Annotated in this window: 12 protein-coding genes and 2 pseudogenes; 12 read left to right on the forward strand and 2 right to left on the reverse strand. The window is 68.6% G+C overall.

The genetic code is table 11. From position 1 onward, the window contains the following. Positions 1-171 precede the first annotated feature (171 nt). The gene (locus EZH22_RS19300; RefSeq protein WP_203192100.1) at positions 172-1,212 is read right to left on the reverse strand and encodes an HpcH/HpaI aldolase/citrate lyase family protein; all 1,041 of its coding nucleotides are present in this window, start codon (positions 1,210-1,212) and stop codon (positions 172-174) included. 147 nt (positions 1,213-1,359) lie between these two features. Between EZH22_RS19300 and EZH22_RS19305 the strand changes: the two genes are divergently transcribed. Then, positions 1,360-2,184: a gamma-glutamylcyclotransferase family protein gene (locus tag EZH22_RS19305; RefSeq protein ID WP_203192101.1), complete on the forward strand. Its 825-nt coding sequence runs from the start codon at positions 1,360-1,362 to the stop codon at positions 2,182-2,184. A 129-nt stretch (positions 2,185-2,313) separates the two neighbouring features. Then, positions 2,314-3,270 (forward strand): AEC family transporter, encoded by a 957-nt coding sequence (locus tag EZH22_RS19310; protein WP_203192102.1) that lies wholly within the window; start codon positions 2,314-2,316, stop codon positions 3,268-3,270. Between the two features lie 3 nt (positions 3,271-3,273). Here the strand turns inward: EZH22_RS19310 and EZH22_RS19315 are convergent, their stop codons facing one another. Next, positions 3,274-4,452 (reverse strand): UbiH/UbiF family hydroxylase, encoded by a 1,179-nt coding sequence (locus tag EZH22_RS19315; RefSeq protein ID WP_203192103.1) that lies wholly within the window; start codon positions 4,450-4,452, stop codon positions 3,274-3,276. 269 nt (positions 4,453-4,721) lie between these two features. Between EZH22_RS19315 and EZH22_RS19320 the strand changes: the two genes are divergently transcribed. The 10 genes and pseudogenes from EZH22_RS19320 (at position 4,722) to EZH22_RS19365 (ending at position 14,362) form a co-directional block, all read left to right on the forward strand. After that, on the forward strand, positions 4,722-5,483 hold the full coding sequence (locus EZH22_RS19320) for a TerC family protein (protein WP_203192104.1): 762 nt from the start codon (positions 4,722-4,724) through the stop codon (positions 5,481-5,483). Further along, complete coding sequence (locus EZH22_RS19325) at positions 5,480-6,232, forward strand: SDR family oxidoreductase (RefSeq protein ID WP_203192105.1); 753 nt, start codon at positions 5,480-5,482, stop codon at positions 6,230-6,232. The genes EZH22_RS19320 and EZH22_RS19325 overlap by 4 nt, the downstream gene beginning before the upstream one ends. Positions 6,233-6,301: 69 nt before the next feature. Further along, positions 6,302-7,276 carry a quinone oxidoreductase family protein gene (locus tag EZH22_RS19330; RefSeq protein ID WP_203192106.1) on the forward strand — a complete coding sequence of 325 codons (975 nt, stop codon included), beginning with the start codon at positions 6,302-6,304 and terminating at the stop codon, positions 7,274-7,276. Positions 7,277-7,526: 250 nt separating this feature from the next. Next, a pseudogene (locus tag EZH22_RS19335) lies at positions 7,527-9,736 on the forward strand (RelA/SpoT family protein). A gap of 35 nt (positions 9,737-9,771) precedes the next feature. Further along, positions 9,772-10,545, forward strand: a complete 774-nt coding sequence (locus EZH22_RS19340) for a pyridoxine 5'-phosphate synthase (protein ID WP_408647617.1) — start codon at positions 9,772-9,774, stop codon at positions 10,543-10,545. After that, a complete protein-coding gene (acpS, locus tag EZH22_RS19345; RefSeq protein WP_203192107.1) occupies positions 10,542-10,949 on the forward strand; it encodes a holo-ACP synthase in 408 nt (135 codons plus the stop codon). Before EZH22_RS19340 ends, acpS begins: the two co-directional genes overlap by 4 nt. A gap of 159 nt (positions 10,950-11,108) precedes the next feature. Beyond that, the gene (lepB, locus tag EZH22_RS19350) at positions 11,109-11,861 is read left to right on the forward strand and encodes a signal peptidase I (protein ID WP_203192108.1); all 753 of its coding nucleotides are present in this window, start codon (positions 11,109-11,111) and stop codon (positions 11,859-11,861) included. Next, positions 11,831-12,567 (forward strand): annotated as a pseudogene (rnc, locus tag EZH22_RS19355) (ribonuclease III). Before lepB ends, rnc begins: the two are co-directional and overlap by 31 nt. 80 nt (positions 12,568-12,647) lie before the next feature. Further along, on the forward strand, positions 12,648-13,664 hold the full coding sequence (gene era, locus EZH22_RS19360) for a GTPase Era (protein WP_203196635.1): 1,017 nt from the start codon (positions 12,648-12,650) through the stop codon (positions 13,662-13,664). A 119-nt stretch (positions 13,665-13,783) separates the two neighbouring features. Then, entirely contained in the window at positions 13,784-14,362 is a 579-nt protein-coding gene (locus tag EZH22_RS19365) for a flavodoxin family protein (protein ID WP_203192109.1), read from the forward strand. Positions 14,363-14,378: the final 16 nt, after the last annotated feature.

Below are 14,378 nucleotides of genomic sequence, written 5' to 3' on the forward strand. Positions count from 1 at the left end.
CGAACTCCGCCACCGCGGCCGGAAGCGGCATTGCGACCACGCCGTCCGGCACATGCACGTCGGCGGCGGGTTTTGCGCGCGCCTTCTCCTGACTACCCATATCCCGCCTCTTCAAATGTCCGCCGCCTCTAGTCCGGCACCCGGCCGGACGCGGCTCGTTAACGAATTCTCTCACAATCCGTAGGCTTTGCCCATTTCCGGATCCTTGGCTGCGACAATGCGGGCAAGGTCCACGATCACCTTGGCCTGCTTCCAGGTCGCATCATCCTGCATCTTGCCGTCGATCATCACCGCGCCCGCGCCGTCGGGCATGGCCGCGAGGATCTTCAGGGCGAAGGCCACCTCGCCCGGATCCGGCGAGAAGACGCGCTTGGCGATGTCGATCTGGGTGGGGTGCAGGGACCATGCGCCGACGCAGCCCTGGAGGAAGGCGTTGCGGAACTGGCTCTCGCACGCGGCGAGGTCGGAGAAGTCGCCGAACGGGCCGTAGAAAGGCTTGATGCCGTTGGCGGCGCAGGCGTCCACCATCTTGCCGACGGTGTAGTGCCACAGGTCCTGCTGGTAGCCGGCCCGCGGCTTGTCGCCATCGGCGTCGGCCAGCACCTTGTAGTCCGGATGGCCGCCGCCGACGCGGGTGGTCTTCATGGCGCGGGAGGCGGCGAGGTCCGCCGGCCCCAGGCTCATGCCGTGCATGCGGGGGGAGGCGGCGGCGATTTCCTCCACGTTCTTCACGCCCTCGGCGGTCTCGAGGATGGCGTGGATGAGGATGGGCTTGCCGATGGCATGCCGCGCCTCCAGCTGGGCGAGCAGCTGGTCCAGATAGTGGATGTCCCAGGCGCCCTCGACCTTGGGCAGCATGATCACGTCGAGCTTGTCGCCGATCTCGCCGACGATCTCGGTGATATCTTCCAGCACCCAGGGGCTGTTGAGGCAGTTGATGCGGGTCCATAGGCCGGTGTCGCCGAAGTCGGTGGCCTTGGCCATTTCGATGAAGCCCCTGCGGGCGGCTTCCTTGGCATCGGAGGGGATCGCATCTTCAAGGTTGCCAAGTACCACGTCGACCTGTCTGGCGATGTCCGGCACCTTCGCCCGCATCTTCTCGAGGTGCGGCGGCACGAAATGGATCATACGTTCGAGCCGCACGGGCAACTCGCGATAGGGCGCGGGCGCCCCGATGGCGAGCGGCTTGAAGAATTGGCGCGGCAGCTTCATCTGTTCCCCCGTGGAACCGGCGACGGGGCATCGTGCCCCGCGCCAATATGTTGAATGCAATGCAGCATAGGTGGCGCACCGGTGCAACACGACTCACGGGGATGGAGACTGAGCTCCGCTGGCTCCTCCGGTACAGGACGAGGTTCCATGATCGCGCGGCGTGACGTTCTTCTCGGCCTTGCGGGGCTCGCAGCGTCGGCGGCTCCGGTCCAGGCCCGCGATTTCTGGGGGGAGCGGCTCGCCGAGACACCCGGCGAGTTCCTGTTCGGCTATGGAACCCTCATCAACGAGCCATCGCGCACCAGCACGTCGGGGCGCCGGGTGGCGGCCGTCCCGGCGCGCATCTCCGCCGCCTTCGGCTATGTCCGCGGCTGGGTGGCGCGGTCCGGGACGCGCTCGGGCGGTGCCGGGTTCACCGCGCTGGGCCTGCGCCGGCGGGCCGAACGCGAGGCGCCGAGCTCCATCAACGGGGTGGTCTTTCCGGTGATGAGCACCGACGAGATGGCCGCCTTCGACCGGCGCGAGGGCGCCTACGACCGGGTCGAGCTGGACCCGGCGGTGATCGAGGCCATCGGCTGGCAGGGCCTGCCCCGGACCGGACGGGTCTGGGTCTACGTGCCCAAAGGCGTCGCCGGTGCGCGCGCGAGCGACCTGCGCCTGCCGGATGCGGATTTTCCCCTGCTGCAATCCTATATCGACGTGGTTCTCCAGGGCGCCATCGCCGAGGGGAGCGACTTCGCGCGGGAGCTGGTCGAGACGTCGTTCGACTGGAGCTCGTTCTGGCTGGACGACCGGCCCATCGCGCGCCGGCCGTGGGCCATGACGCCCCAGGCGGGAGCCATCGACCGGCTGCTGTCCACGGTGGAGCCGGCGGCGAGCCAGTTCCGCAACCGCCTCTATCCCGAGCTCTATGCGGCGCGCAACCTGCTGGATCAGGGCGCGCAGCAGCCCGCGCCGCGCCTCGCGCCCTGAGCCGCCCCTCCGGCGGGGCCCTTCGCCGGCGTCCGTCGCTTCCCATCGGCGGCGGCGGTGATTAAGGAGGGGCCGCGGGGCTCCCGCGATGTCCCCCCCAATGCGCCCGCGCGCAGCTTCCCGGCCACCATGAGCGATCTCTTCGGCCTCGCCTTTCCCTTTTTCGGACTGATCCTGCTTGGCTATTTCTGTGGCTGGCGGGTCAGGCTGCCGGAGACCGGCCTCGCCTGGCTGACCTTCTTCATCATCTATGTGGCGCTGCCGGCGCTGTTCTATCGCATCGTCGCGCAGACGCCGATTCATGAGCTCGCCAATCCCGCCTTCATCCTGGCGGTGGTGGTTTCCACCGCCACCACGGCCGCCCTCGCGTTCGCCATCGGCCTGATGTTCCGGCGCGGCAATGTGGGGGAGGGGGCGATCGCCATCACCATCGGCGCCTATGCCAACGTGGGCTATATGGGCCCCGGCCTGACCATCGCCGCGCTGGGGCAGGCGGCGGCGTCGCCGGCGGCCCTCATCTTCGCCTGCGACAGCGTCTTCTTCTTCACCGTGGTGCCGCTGCTCATGGCCATGCGGGGACGCGGCGAGAGCCTCGCCCACACGTTCGGCCTCATCGCCAAGCGGGTGCTCACCCACCCCTTCAACATCGCTACCCTGCTCGGCGTGGTGGCGGCGGCGCTGGAGTTCAAGGAGCCGGACGCCCTCGCCCGCATGCTCGATTTCCTGAAGAATGCCGCCGCCCCGTGCGCCCTGTTCACGCTGGGGGTCACCGTGGCGCTGCGGCCGCTCCGGCGGGTGCCGGCGGAGCTTGGCCCGCTGCTGCTGCTGAAGCTGGTCGGCCACCCGGCCATCGCGCTGGTGTCGCTGTCCCTGTTCGGGCCGTTCTCCCCCGTGTGGGCGCAGACGCTGCTGCTGATGGCGGCCCTGCCCCCCGCCCTCAACGTCTTCGTGCTGGCGCGGCAGTACCACGTGTTCGTGGAGGAGGCGTCCACCGCCGTCCTCCTCGGCACCTTGTCCTCCATCGTGACGGTGACGGGGATGCTGTACCTTCTGCGCGAGCAGCTGATCCCGCTCAGCCTGTTCTGAACGTCAGGCCGCCTTCTCGCCGATGCCGAGCCGCATCAGCTTGCGCCGCAGCGGGCCAATGCGATCCAGCAGATACAGCCCGAAGCCGCGGACACTCTGGATCGGCACCAGGTCCGACAGCAAAGAGCGGTTGAGCAGGTCGACCGCCCGCATGCGGCCGGAAATGTCGCGCTGGCGCGAGGCGGCATAGCGCGAGAGAACCTCCTCGCCGCCCACGTCCCGGCCGGCGGCGTAGGCGTTCGCCACGAGGTCCACCAGCACGCTTGCGTCGCGCAGGCCGAGATTGAGCCCTTGCGCGCCGATGGGCGGCATGATGTGGGCGGCCTCGCTCAGAAGCGCGATGCGCGGGCCGACCAGTTGCTCGGCGGTTTCCGCCGCCAGCGGGAAGGCGCCGCGTCCGCCCTCCATCTCGAACCGGCCGAGCACGGAGGAGGCGCGCGCCTCCAGCTCCCGCGCCAGCGCCCCGTCGTCGAGGCCGAGCAGGCGCACCGCCTCCCGCTCGCTCACCACACAGACGACGGAAGAGCGGTCCCCCGGCAACGGCACGAGGGTGAAGGGACCGGTCTCGGTATGGAATTCGGTGGAGGTGTCCTCGTGCGGGCGGGAGTGCTGCACGGTGGCGGTGAAGGCCACCTGCGGATAGGCGCGGGTGCGCATGCGGATGCCCGCCGCAGCCCGCACGGTGGAGTGCCGGCCGTCCGCCGCGGCGACGAGGCGGGTGCGCAGCGTGGTGTCATCGGACAGGTGCAGCGTGAGGGCGTCCGGCGCGAAGTCGATGCGCTCCAGCGCCGCCCGCACGATGCGAAGGGCGGGCTGCTGCATGGCGACGGCGAGGAGGCCGTTGCGCAGGGCGTCGTTCTCGATGTTGTAGCCGAAGGCCTCGAGCCCGATCTCAGATGAGCGGAACGTCACCTCCGGCGCGCGCACGAGCCGGTGCGTGGCATCGGCGATGCGCATGTCGCGCAGCGGCGCGGCGCGATCCGAGAGGCCCGCCCACACGCCGAAATCCTCCAGGATGCGCACCGAGCCTTCCAGCAGCGCGGTGGTGCGATGGTCGGCGCCGCGGTCGGGACCGGTGACGAGGGCAGTGGGCACGCCACGGGCGGCAAGGCCGAGGGCGGCGGCGAGCCCGGCCGGCCCCGCGCCCACCACGATCACCTCGTGCATGTCGTCGTGCGCCATTCCCGCCTCCCCAAATCACCGCGCGCCCAGGCGCCACGCGGACACTAGAACCTGACCGCGCGCGAGAAAAGGCCGACCCTCCGGCGACCGCTGCCCCCCAAGCCTGCGGAGGCAAGGGCTGGGCGGATCGCGCGGCTTCACCTCGACGCAGCCGCGCGGCGTGTTGCCCCATCGGCACGCATGCCGCCTTTCACGCCATTCGCCGCTCCGAACGGTTGCGGCGCCTGCACATTTGCCCATGCTGGCGCGGAATCGGCGCGGAGGGGCGGATGCTGGACTGGATTACATCGCCGGAGGCCTGGGCGGCTCTCGTGACGCTTACGGCCATGGAGATCATCTTCGGCATCGACAATGTGGTGTTCATCTCGCTCGTGGTGCAGCGCCTGCCGCCGGCGCAGGCGCTGCGGGCACGGCAGATCGGGCTTTCGGCGGCCCTCGGCCTGCGCATCGCGCTGCTGTTCGCCCTGTCCTGGCTCATCGGGCTGCAGCAGAGCCTGTTCTCCGCCTTCGGGCATGATTTTTCCTGGCGCGACATCATCCTCATGGGCGGCGGCGCCTTCCTCATCGCCAAGGCGACGCATGAGATGCATGCGGCGGTGGAGGGGGAGGACGAGCCGGGTGAGGGCGTGGGCGCGGGCGAATATGCGCAGCGCGCGTTCGTATCGGTGGTGGCGCAGGTGATCCTGCTGGACCTCGTCTTCTCGGTGGATTCCATCCTCACTGCCATTGGAATGGCGGAGCATCTCGCCATCATGATTCTCGCGGTGATCATCGCGGTGGGCATCATGTTCGCCGCGTCGGGTCCGCTCTCGGCCTTCATCGCCGCCCATCCCACCACCAAGATGCTGGCGCTCGCCTTTCTCGTGCTCATCGGCATGACGCTGGTGGCCGACGGCTTCGGCATGCATATCCCGAAGGGCTACATCTATGCCGCCATGGCCTTTTCGGTGATGGTGGAGATGCTGAACGTGGCGGCCGCTGGCCGCCGCAAGCGGCACGTGGCGGCGCGGCGCGCCGGAGGATCGCAATGACGGATCGGGTTCTGATGGTGACGGGCGGCAGCCGGGGCATCGGCGCCGCCTGCGTGATCGGGGCGGCCAAGGCCGGATACGGCAGGATCGCCCTCAACTATACCCGTGACGCGGCCGCCGCCGAGGCGACCGCCGCCGCCGCCCGCGCCCTCGGCGCCGAAGTCGCGATCATCCAGGCCGATGTCGGCGTTCCGGAGGACATCACCCGCCTGTTCGCCGAGACCGACGCGCGCTTCGGCCCGCTGACCCACCTGGTGAACAATGCGGGCATCACCGGCCGCACCGGCGCCTTCGCCGATGCCGATCCGGCGGAGATCGCCCGCGTCATCGACCTCAACGTCACCGGCGCGCTGCTGGTGGCGCAGGAGGCGGTGAAGCGCATGTCCACCGCGCGCGGCGGCGGGGGAGGGGCCATCATCAACATCTCCTCCATGGCGGCGACGCTCGGATCGGCGGGGGAATATGTGTGGTACGCCGCCAGCAAGGGCGCCATCGACAGCTTCACCCTGGGGCTCGCCCGCGAGCTGGCGCGGGAAGGCATCCGCGTGAATGCGGTGGCGCCCGGCCTCATCGCCACCGACATCCACGACGCCAGCGGCGCGGTCGGCCGGCTTGAGCGCCTGGCGCCCTCCATCCCGCTGGCGCGGCCCGGCACGGCGGACGAGGTGGCGCAGGCGGTGCTGTTCCTGCTGTCGGAGGCCGCGAGCTATACCACCGGCGCCGTGCTGAAGGTATCGGGCGGGCGCTGAGCACCTTGCGGCGGGCCTCGCCGGGCCTATGATCCTGCGCGTCTGGGGACGGATAAGGGGTTCGGCGTCATGGTCCATGCGGTTCGGGTGCATCAAACGGGCGGTCCCGAAGTCCTTACCTACGAGGACATCGTCGTGCCTTCGCCCGGACCGGGCGAGGTCCAGGTTCGGCACACGGCCATCGGCCTCAACTTCATCGACGTCTATTTCCGCACCGGCCTCTACAAGGCGGCAAGCCTGCCGTTCGTGCCCGGCAACGAAGGGGCGGGCGTGGTCGAGGCGGTGGGGCCGGACGTGACCGACTTCCACCCCGGCGACCGGGTCGCCTATGCCATGGCCATCGGCGCCTATGCGGAGCTGCGCAACGTGCCGGCGACCGCCCTGGTGCACCTGCCCGCAGCCATCGACGACCAGACCGCCGCCGCCATGATGCTGAAGGGCATGACGGCGCAGTACCTGGTGCGCCGCACCCACCACGTGAAGCCTGGCGACGTGATTCTGCTCCACGCGGCGGCCGGCGGCGTCGGGCTGATCCTGTCGCAATGGGCCAAGCACCTCGGCGCCACCGTCATCGGGACGGTGGGGTCGAAGGAGAAGGCGGAACTTGCCGCCTCCCACGGCTGCGACGAGGTGATCCTCTATCGCGAGGAGGATTTCGTGCACCGGGTGAAGGAGATCACCTCCGGCAAGATGTGCGACGTGGTCTATGACGGCGTGGGCCAGGCGACCTATCCGGCCTCCCTCGACTGCCTCAAGCCGCTCGGGCTGTGGGTGAGCTTCGGCAATGCGTCGGGCGCCATCAAGAATTTCGACCTGCTCCAGCTCTCGGCGAAGGGCTCCCTGTTCGCCACCCGGCCGACGCTCGGCACCTTCGTCGCCAAGCGCGCCGATCTGGTTGCCACCGCCAACGACCTGTTCGAGGCCGTGCTGACCGGCGCGGTGAAGATCCCCATCAACCAGACCTATGCGCTGAAGGACGCGCAGAAGGCCCACCGGGACCTCGAATCGCGCGGCACCACAGGCTCCACCCTGCTGCTGCCGTAGGGCAGGCCGATCGGCTGCCATGGCCGCGCCCAGCTCGGGCATGGCAGCCGAAAAATCCGTCGGGAGCAGTGAAGGCCTGTGCGCCGGCGCCTCCTAACGCGCAGGATCGCCACGCTTTTCCCAGGATGCGTGGCAGCTATGCCTTGCGCTCGTCCCCCTTCCGCATGATATCTACGGGACAAACAAGGATGGGGCCGGCCGTTCACCCGCTGAACCCGCTCCGCCCGTGCTGCGACGGATCGTTCCGGCCATGATGCGCCAATACGAACTCGTCGAGCGCGTTCGACGGTATAATCCCAACACCGACGAGGCGCTGCTCGACCGCGCCTACGTCTATGCCATGCGCGCGCACGGCAGCCAGCTGCGCGCCTCCGGCGATCCCTATTTCTCCCATCCGCTCGAAGTCGCGGCGATCCTCACCGACCTCAAGCTGGACGACGCCACCATCGTCTCGGCGCTGCTGCACGACACCATCGAGGACACCAGCGCCACCAAGACCGAGATCGAGCGCCTGTTCGGCATGCAGATCGCGACGCTGGTGGAGGGCCTCACCAAGATCAAGAAGCTGGACCTCGTGTCCAAGCAGGCCAAGCAGGCGGAAAACCTGCGCAAGCTGCTGCTGGCCATCGCCGACGACGTGCGGGTGCTGCTGGTGAAGCTCGCCGACCGCCTGCACAACATGCGCACCCTGAAATGGGTGCCGCCCGAGAAGCGCGACCGCGTCGCCCAGGAGACCCTGGACATCTACGCCCCGCTGGCCGCGCGCATGGGCATGCAGGACATGCGCGAGGAGCTGGAGGACCTCTCCTTCCGCCAGCTCTCGCCGGAGGCCTATGACTCCATCGCCAACCGGGTCTCGGAGCTGCGGCAGGGCAACGGCGCGCTGGTGCAGGAGATCGAGCAGGAGCTGAAAGGCGAGCTGGGCCGGCGCGGCATCTCGGCCGAGGTGAAGGGGCGGGAGAAGCGGCCCTATTCCATCTGGGGCAAGATGGAGCGCAAGGCCATCGGCTTCGAGCAGCTCTCCGACCTCTACGGCTTCCGCGTCATCGTGGGTTCAGTGGAGGACTGCTACCGCGCGCTGGGGGTGATCCACACCAAGTGGCCCATCGTGCCCGGGCGGTTCAAGGACTACATCTCCACCCCCAAGCCGAACGACTACCGCTCGCTCCACACCACCATCATCGGCCCGCGCCGGCAACGGGTGGAAATGCAGATCCGCACCCGCGACATGGAGGAGATCGCCGAATACGGCATCGCCGCCCATGCCCTCTACAAGGATGCGTCCGGCGCGCCGGGGCCCATGCTCTCCAATGAGAGCCGGGCCTATGCCTGGCTGCGCAAGACCATCGAGAACCTCTCCCAGGGCCTCTCGCCGGAGGAATTCCTCGAGCACACCAAGCTCGAGCTGTTCCACGATCAGGTGTTCTGCTTCACCCCAAGGGCCGGCTCATCGCCCTGCCGCGCAAGGCGACCCCCATCGACTTCGCCTATGCCGTGCACACCGACGTGGGCAACACGGCGGTCGGCTGCAAGATCAACGGCACCATCTCGCCCCTCGTCTCCGAGCTGAAGAACGGCGACGAGGTGGAGATCATCACGTCGAAGGCCCAGACCCCGCCGGGGGCGTGGGAGACCATCGCCGTCACCGGCAAGGCGCGGGCGGCGGTGCGGCGGGCGACGCGCACGGCGGTGCGGGCGCAATATGCCGGGCTCGGCCGCAAGATCGCCGAGCGCGCCTTCGCCAAGGCCGGCAAGACCTTCACCGAGGACGGGATGGCCAAGGCGACCCCGCGCCTCGCCCGCGGCGCGGCCGACGACGTGTTCGCGGCCGTGGGGCGGGGCGAGATCAAGACCGACGACCTTATCCGTGCCGTCCATCCCGAATGGGTGCCGCCGCGCGCCGAGGACCGGGTCGGCCGGCAGGCGAACGGCGAAGGCTGGTTCGAGCTGAAGCGCGGCCACAACCTGAAGTTCAAGATCCCCGAGGGCGCCACGGGCGAGCGGCTCGATGCCATTCCCATCCGCGGCATCAACGGCGAGCTGCCGGTGCGCTTCGCCCCCGAGGGCGGCGCGGTGCCGGGCGACCGGATCGTCGGCATCCTCACGCCGGGCGAGGGCATCACCATCTATCCCATCCAGTCGCCGTCCCTGCAGAATTTCGAAGACGCGCCCGAGCGCTGGCTCGACGTGCGCTGGGACGTGGACGAGCTGGCGGAAGGCCGCTTCCCCGCCCGCATCATGCTGACGGCCCGCAACGCGCCCGGCTCGCTGGCGCAGGTGGCGAGCGCCATCGGCGACCGCGGCGGCAACATCGAGGGCTTGCAGATGCGCTCGCGCTCGGCGGATTTCCACGAGATGATCATCGACATCGAGGTGTTCGATCTGCGACACCTCAATACCATCATGGCGGACCTGAAGGCCCGCGAGGTGGTCTCCCACGTGGAACGGGTCAACGGCTGACGGCCGGGCGGGTATCTCGTATCAGGAGCAAGGCGATGACGGTGCCAAGGCCGGTGCGGCTCGGGGTGAACGTCGATCATGTGGCGACGGTGCGCAATGCCCGCGGCGGCGCCCATCCGGACCCGGTGCGTGCCGCGCTGCTGGCGCAGGCGGCGGGGGCCGACGGCATCACCGCCCACCTACGCGAGGACCGGCGGCACATCCGCGACACCGACATGGAGCGGCTGAAGGCGGAGATCGACCTGCCGCTCAATTTCGAAATGGCGGCCACCGACGAGATGGTGGCCATCGCCGGCCGCATCCGGCCCCATGCCTGCTGCCTGGTGCCGGAGCGGCGGGAGGAGCGCACCACCGAGGGCGGCCTCGACGCCGCCGGCCAGCGCGCCGACCTCGCTCCTCGCATCGCGCGGCTGAAGACGGCGGGCATCCTTGTGTCCCTGTTCATCGCGGCGGAACCATCGCAGATCGCGGCGGCGGCGGAGCTCGGGGCGGACATCGTGGAGTTGCACACCGGCGCCTGGTGCGATGCCTGCGCCGAAGGGCGGCACGAGGCGGCCGAGGCCGAGTTCGCGCGGCTGAAGGCCGGAGCCCGACAGGCCGCCGGCCTTGGTCTCGAAGTGCATGCGGGGCATGGGCTGGACCATGCCACCGCCGAGCGGGTGGCGGCCTTCCCGGAGATCGCGGAACTGAACATCGGCCATTTCCTCATCGGCGAGGCGGTGTTTGTCGGCCTCGATGCCGCCGTGCAGCGCATGCGCGCGGCGATCGCCGCCGGCCGGGCGCGGCTGGCGGACGGCGAGGCCGCATGATCATCGGCATCGGCTCGGACTTTTCGGATGCCCGGCGCATCGCCCGCTCCATCGAGCGCTTCGGCGACCGGTTTCTCGACCGGGTGTTCACGCCGGTGGAGCGCGCCAAGGCGGATCGGCGCAAGCTGCGGGCCGAGACCTACGCCAAGCGCTTCGCCGCCAAGGAGGCGTGCGCCAAGGCGCTGGGCACCGGCCTGAGCCATGGCGTGTTCTGGCGCGACATGGGGGTGGTGAACCTGCCCTCCGGCCAGCCGACCCTGGCGCTCACCGGCGGCGCGGCGCGGCGGCTCGCCGCCCTCGTGCCGGCAGGATACGAGCCGCGCATCCATCTCTCGCTGACCGACGAGGGGCCGTTGACGGCGGCCTATGTGATCATTTCCGCCGTCCCGAAGACCGCCGGCTGACGAAGCGGCAGCGGCCAAGGCCTGCGTTGCCGGGAGCGGACGAAGCCTCTATAGGGTCCTTCGGTCTGTGGAGCGTGAGGCCGATCGGGCGGCTTCCTCCTCAGTTTCGGCGCAGTTTCCTCTACGCTGCGCCCCACCCAGGAATTTTTTGGACATACGATGACCGCGACCAGCGACTCCAAGAAGGACGGCGGCTTTTTCGAAACCGTCCGCGTGATCGTTCATGCGCTGCTGATTGCGTTCGTGATCCGGACCTTCCTGTTCCAGCCCTTCAACATCCCCTCGGGATCCATGAAGGACACGCTGCTGATCGGCGACTACCTGTTTGTCTCGAAATACAGCTACGGCTATTCGCGCTTCTCCATCCCCTTCTCGCCCAACCTGTTCGCGGGGCGCATTCTCGGCTCCGAGCCGACGCGCGGCGACGTGGTGGTGTTCAAGCTGCCGCGGGACAACGAGACCGACTATATCAAGCGCGTCATCGGCATGCCCGGCGACAAGATCCAGATGATCGGTGGCCTGCTCCACATCAATGGCGCCCCGGTCCAGCGCGAGCGGCTGCCGGACGTGAACGAGGACGACGGCTCGGGCCGCAAGGTGCCGATCAAGCGCTGGCGCGAGACCTTGCCCAACGGCGTCTCCTACGAGACCCTCGATCTCGTGGACAACGGCTTTTATGACAACACACCCGTCTACGAGGTGCCTCCGGGCCACTTCTTCATGATGGGCGACAACCGCGACAATTCGGCGGACAGCCGGGTGCTCAGCCAGGTGGGCTACGTGCCGTTCGAGAATCTGATCGGCAAGGCGCAGCTGATCTTCTTCTCGATCGACGAGGGCGCTTCCGCGTGGCAGGTTTGGACGTGGCCTTGGACGGTGCGATGGGATCGGCTGTTCACTCGGGTGCATTGAACGGCGTGGGCGCGGATCTCGCTCTGCTCGAAGAGCGGATCGGCTACCGGTTCCGCGACCGGTCGGCGCTTGACCTCGCTCTGTCGCACATCAGCGCCGTGAAGGGCGAAGCGCCACGCCTCAGGTCCTACCAGAGGATGGAATTCCTCGGCGACCACGTGCTCGGCTCGGTGGTGTCCCACATGCTTTATCTCGCCTTCCCGGAGGGGGAGGAGGGAGAATTGTCGCGCCGGCTCGCCGAGCTGGTGCGCGAGGAGGCCTGCGCCGAGGTGGCCGAAGACATGAATCTCGGCCCTTTCATCCGCCTGGGTCCCGGCGAAAGCCAGTCCGGCGCGCACAAGCGCCGCGCCATCCTGGCCGACGTGGCGGAGGGCGTGGTGGCGGCGGTCTTCCTCGATGGCGGCTACCTGGCGGCGCAGGATGTGGTCGAGCGCTTCTGGCGGCCGCGGCTCGAGACCCCCGGAGGCCGCTGCGCGACGCCAAGACCGTGCTCCAGGAATGGGCGCAGGCCCGTGGCCTGCCTCCGCCTTCCTATCGCGAGGTGATCCGCTCCGGACCGGACCATGCCCCGCGCTTCACCGTGGCGGTGGATTTGCCCGGCCTGCCCTCGGCGCAGGCGGAAGGGGCATCGAAGCAGAATGCGCAGAAGGCGGCGGCCGCCGCCTTCCTCGTCCGAGAGGGCGTCTGGCAGAAGGACGAGACGTGATGGCGGCAGGCAGGAAGCGTGCGGGCGATGGCCCGAAGGCGAAGGCCGATCCGGCTGCGCGGGAGATTCCGGAAGACGAGATGCCGGAGACGTTCGCCGCGGAGGCCGAAGGCGATTTCGACGACGACTTCGACGACGAGGATGAGGATCTCGACGAGGCGGACCCTGCGGCGGACGGCGTTCCCGCGCCTCTCGAAGGACCCACCCGCTGCGGCTTCGTCGCGCTGCTGGGCGCCCCCAATGCGGGCAAGTCGACGCTCACCAACGCCCTCGTGGGCACCAAGGTGTCCATCGTCTCCCACAAGGTGCAGACGACCCGCGCCATCGTGCGCGGCATCGCCCTCGACGGGGCTGCGCAGGTGGTGCTGGTGGACACGCCCGGCATCTTCTCGCCCAAGCGGCGGCTGGAGCGGGCGATGGTGACCAGCGCCTGGACCCACGCGGCCGACGCCGATGTCATCGCCTTGCTGGTGGATGCCAAACGCGGGATGGACGAGGAGATCGAGGCGCTGCTCGGACCCTTGAAGGACATCCGCAAGCCGCGTGCGCTCATCCTCAACAAGATCGACCTGATTCGCCGCGACACGCTGCTGGCGCTGGCGGCGCAGCTGAACGAGCGCCTGCCGTTCGATCGCGTCTTCATGGTCTCGGCCCTCACCGGAGACGGCGTCGCCGACGTGCGCCGCTGGTTTGCCGAGATGGTGCCGCTCAGCCCCTGGCTCTATCCGGAAGACCAGGTCTCGGACGCGCCCATGCGCATGCTGGCGGCGGAGATCACCCGCGAGAAAATGTTCCTGCGCCTGCACGACGAGCTCCCCTACCGCTCCACGGTGGAGACCGAAAGCTGGAAGGAGCTGCGCAACGGCTCGGTGCGCATCGAGCAGACGATCTATGTGGAGCGCGAGAGCCAGCGCAAGATCGTGCTCGGCAAGGCCGGCCAGACCATCAAGACCATCTCGTCGGAAGCGCGGGCCGAGATTGCCGGCATCATCGAGCAGAAGGTCCACCTCTTTCTGTTCGTGAAGGTGCGCGAGAGCTGGGCCGACGATCCCGAGCGGTATCGCGAGATGGGGCTGGAATTCCCGAAGGGCGGGTAGGAGAGAGCGCTCCGGGCGGAGTTTGATTGCGTTAATGCAATTGAGCTTTGCAGGCACTCGTCTGTGTATCGGCATATATGCACGATAAAACGGAGGCCGAACCAACCGGGAGATGTCACATGTCCAAGCCCGTCGTCGCGATCGTCTATCACTCCGGCTATGGCCACACCAAGGTGGTGGCCGAATCCGTTCTTGCCGGCGTCAAGGAAGTGGATGCCGTGGACGGCGTCCTGATCTCCGTGGACGAAGTGGATGAGAAGTGGGAGGTGCTGGACGGCGCCGCCGCCATCATCTTCGGTGCGCCCATCTATATGGGCTCCGTGTCGGCCGGCTTCTGGGCCTTTGCGGAAAAGTCCTCCAAGCGCTGGATGGAGCTGAAGTGGAAGGACAAGCTCGCCGCGGGCTTCGTCAATTCCGGCAGCCAGAACGGGGACAAGCTGCAGGGCCTGCATGCGCTGTTCAACCTGTCCCAGCAGCACGGCATGGTGTGGGTGGGCCTCGGCCTCCATCCCGGCAACAACAGCTCCAAGGCGTCCATCGATGACCTGAACCGCCTCGGCGGCTTCGGCGGTGCCTTCGTGCAGTCCAATATCGACCAGGGCCCGGACGTGGTCCCGCCCGATGCCGACCGCCGCACGGCGGCCTATCTCGGCCACCGTGTCGCCGAGGCGACGGTCCGCTGGGTCAAGGGCGCCTGAGGGGCGCCTCGCCTTT

Origin of the sequence: Xanthobacter dioxanivorans (assembly GCF_016807805.1) — a bacterium.
In the GTDB taxonomy this organism is placed as follows: domain Bacteria; phylum Pseudomonadota; class Alphaproteobacteria; order Rhizobiales; family Xanthobacteraceae; genus Xanthobacter; species Xanthobacter dioxanivorans.

What these genes read in the sequence shown, in the direction of transcription:
- EZH22_RS19300 (WP_203192100.1), bottom strand. Translation starts at nt 1,212, where the DNA reads ATGAAGCTGCCGCGCCAATTCTTCAAGCCGCTCGCCATCGGGGCGCCC.
- EZH22_RS19305 (WP_203192101.1), top strand. Translation starts at nt 1,360, where the DNA reads ATGATCGCGCGGCGTGACGTTCTTCTCGGCCTTGCGGGGCTCGCAGCG.
- EZH22_RS19310 (WP_203192102.1), top strand. Translation starts at nt 2,314, where the DNA reads ATGAGCGATCTCTTCGGCCTCGCCTTTCCCTTTTTCGGACTGATCCTG.
- EZH22_RS19315 (WP_203192103.1), bottom strand. Translation starts at nt 4,452, where the DNA reads ATGGCGCACGACGACATGCACGAGGTGATCGTGGTGGGCGCGGGGCCG.
- EZH22_RS19320 (WP_203192104.1), top strand. Translation starts at nt 4,722, where the DNA reads ATGCTGGACTGGATTACATCGCCGGAGGCCTGGGCGGCTCTCGTGACG.
- EZH22_RS19325 (WP_203192105.1), top strand. Translation starts at nt 5,480, where the DNA reads ATGACGGATCGGGTTCTGATGGTGACGGGCGGCAGCCGGGGCATCGGC.
- EZH22_RS19330 (WP_203192106.1), top strand. Translation starts at nt 6,302, where the DNA reads ATGGTCCATGCGGTTCGGGTGCATCAAACGGGCGGTCCCGAAGTCCTT.
- EZH22_RS19340 (WP_408647617.1), top strand. Translation starts at nt 9,772, where the DNA reads ATGACGGTGCCAAGGCCGGTGCGGCTCGGGGTGAACGTCGATCATGTG.
- acpS (WP_203192107.1), top strand. Translation starts at nt 10,542, where the DNA reads ATGATCATCGGCATCGGCTCGGACTTTTCGGATGCCCGGCGCATCGCC.
- lepB (WP_203192108.1), top strand. Translation starts at nt 11,109, where the DNA reads ATGACCGCGACCAGCGACTCCAAGAAGGACGGCGGCTTTTTCGAAACC.
- era (WP_203196635.1), top strand. Translation starts at nt 12,648, where the DNA reads ATGCCGGAGACGTTCGCCGCGGAGGCCGAAGGCGATTTCGACGACGAC.
- EZH22_RS19365 (WP_203192109.1), top strand. Translation starts at nt 13,784, where the DNA reads ATGTCCAAGCCCGTCGTCGCGATCGTCTATCACTCCGGCTATGGCCAC.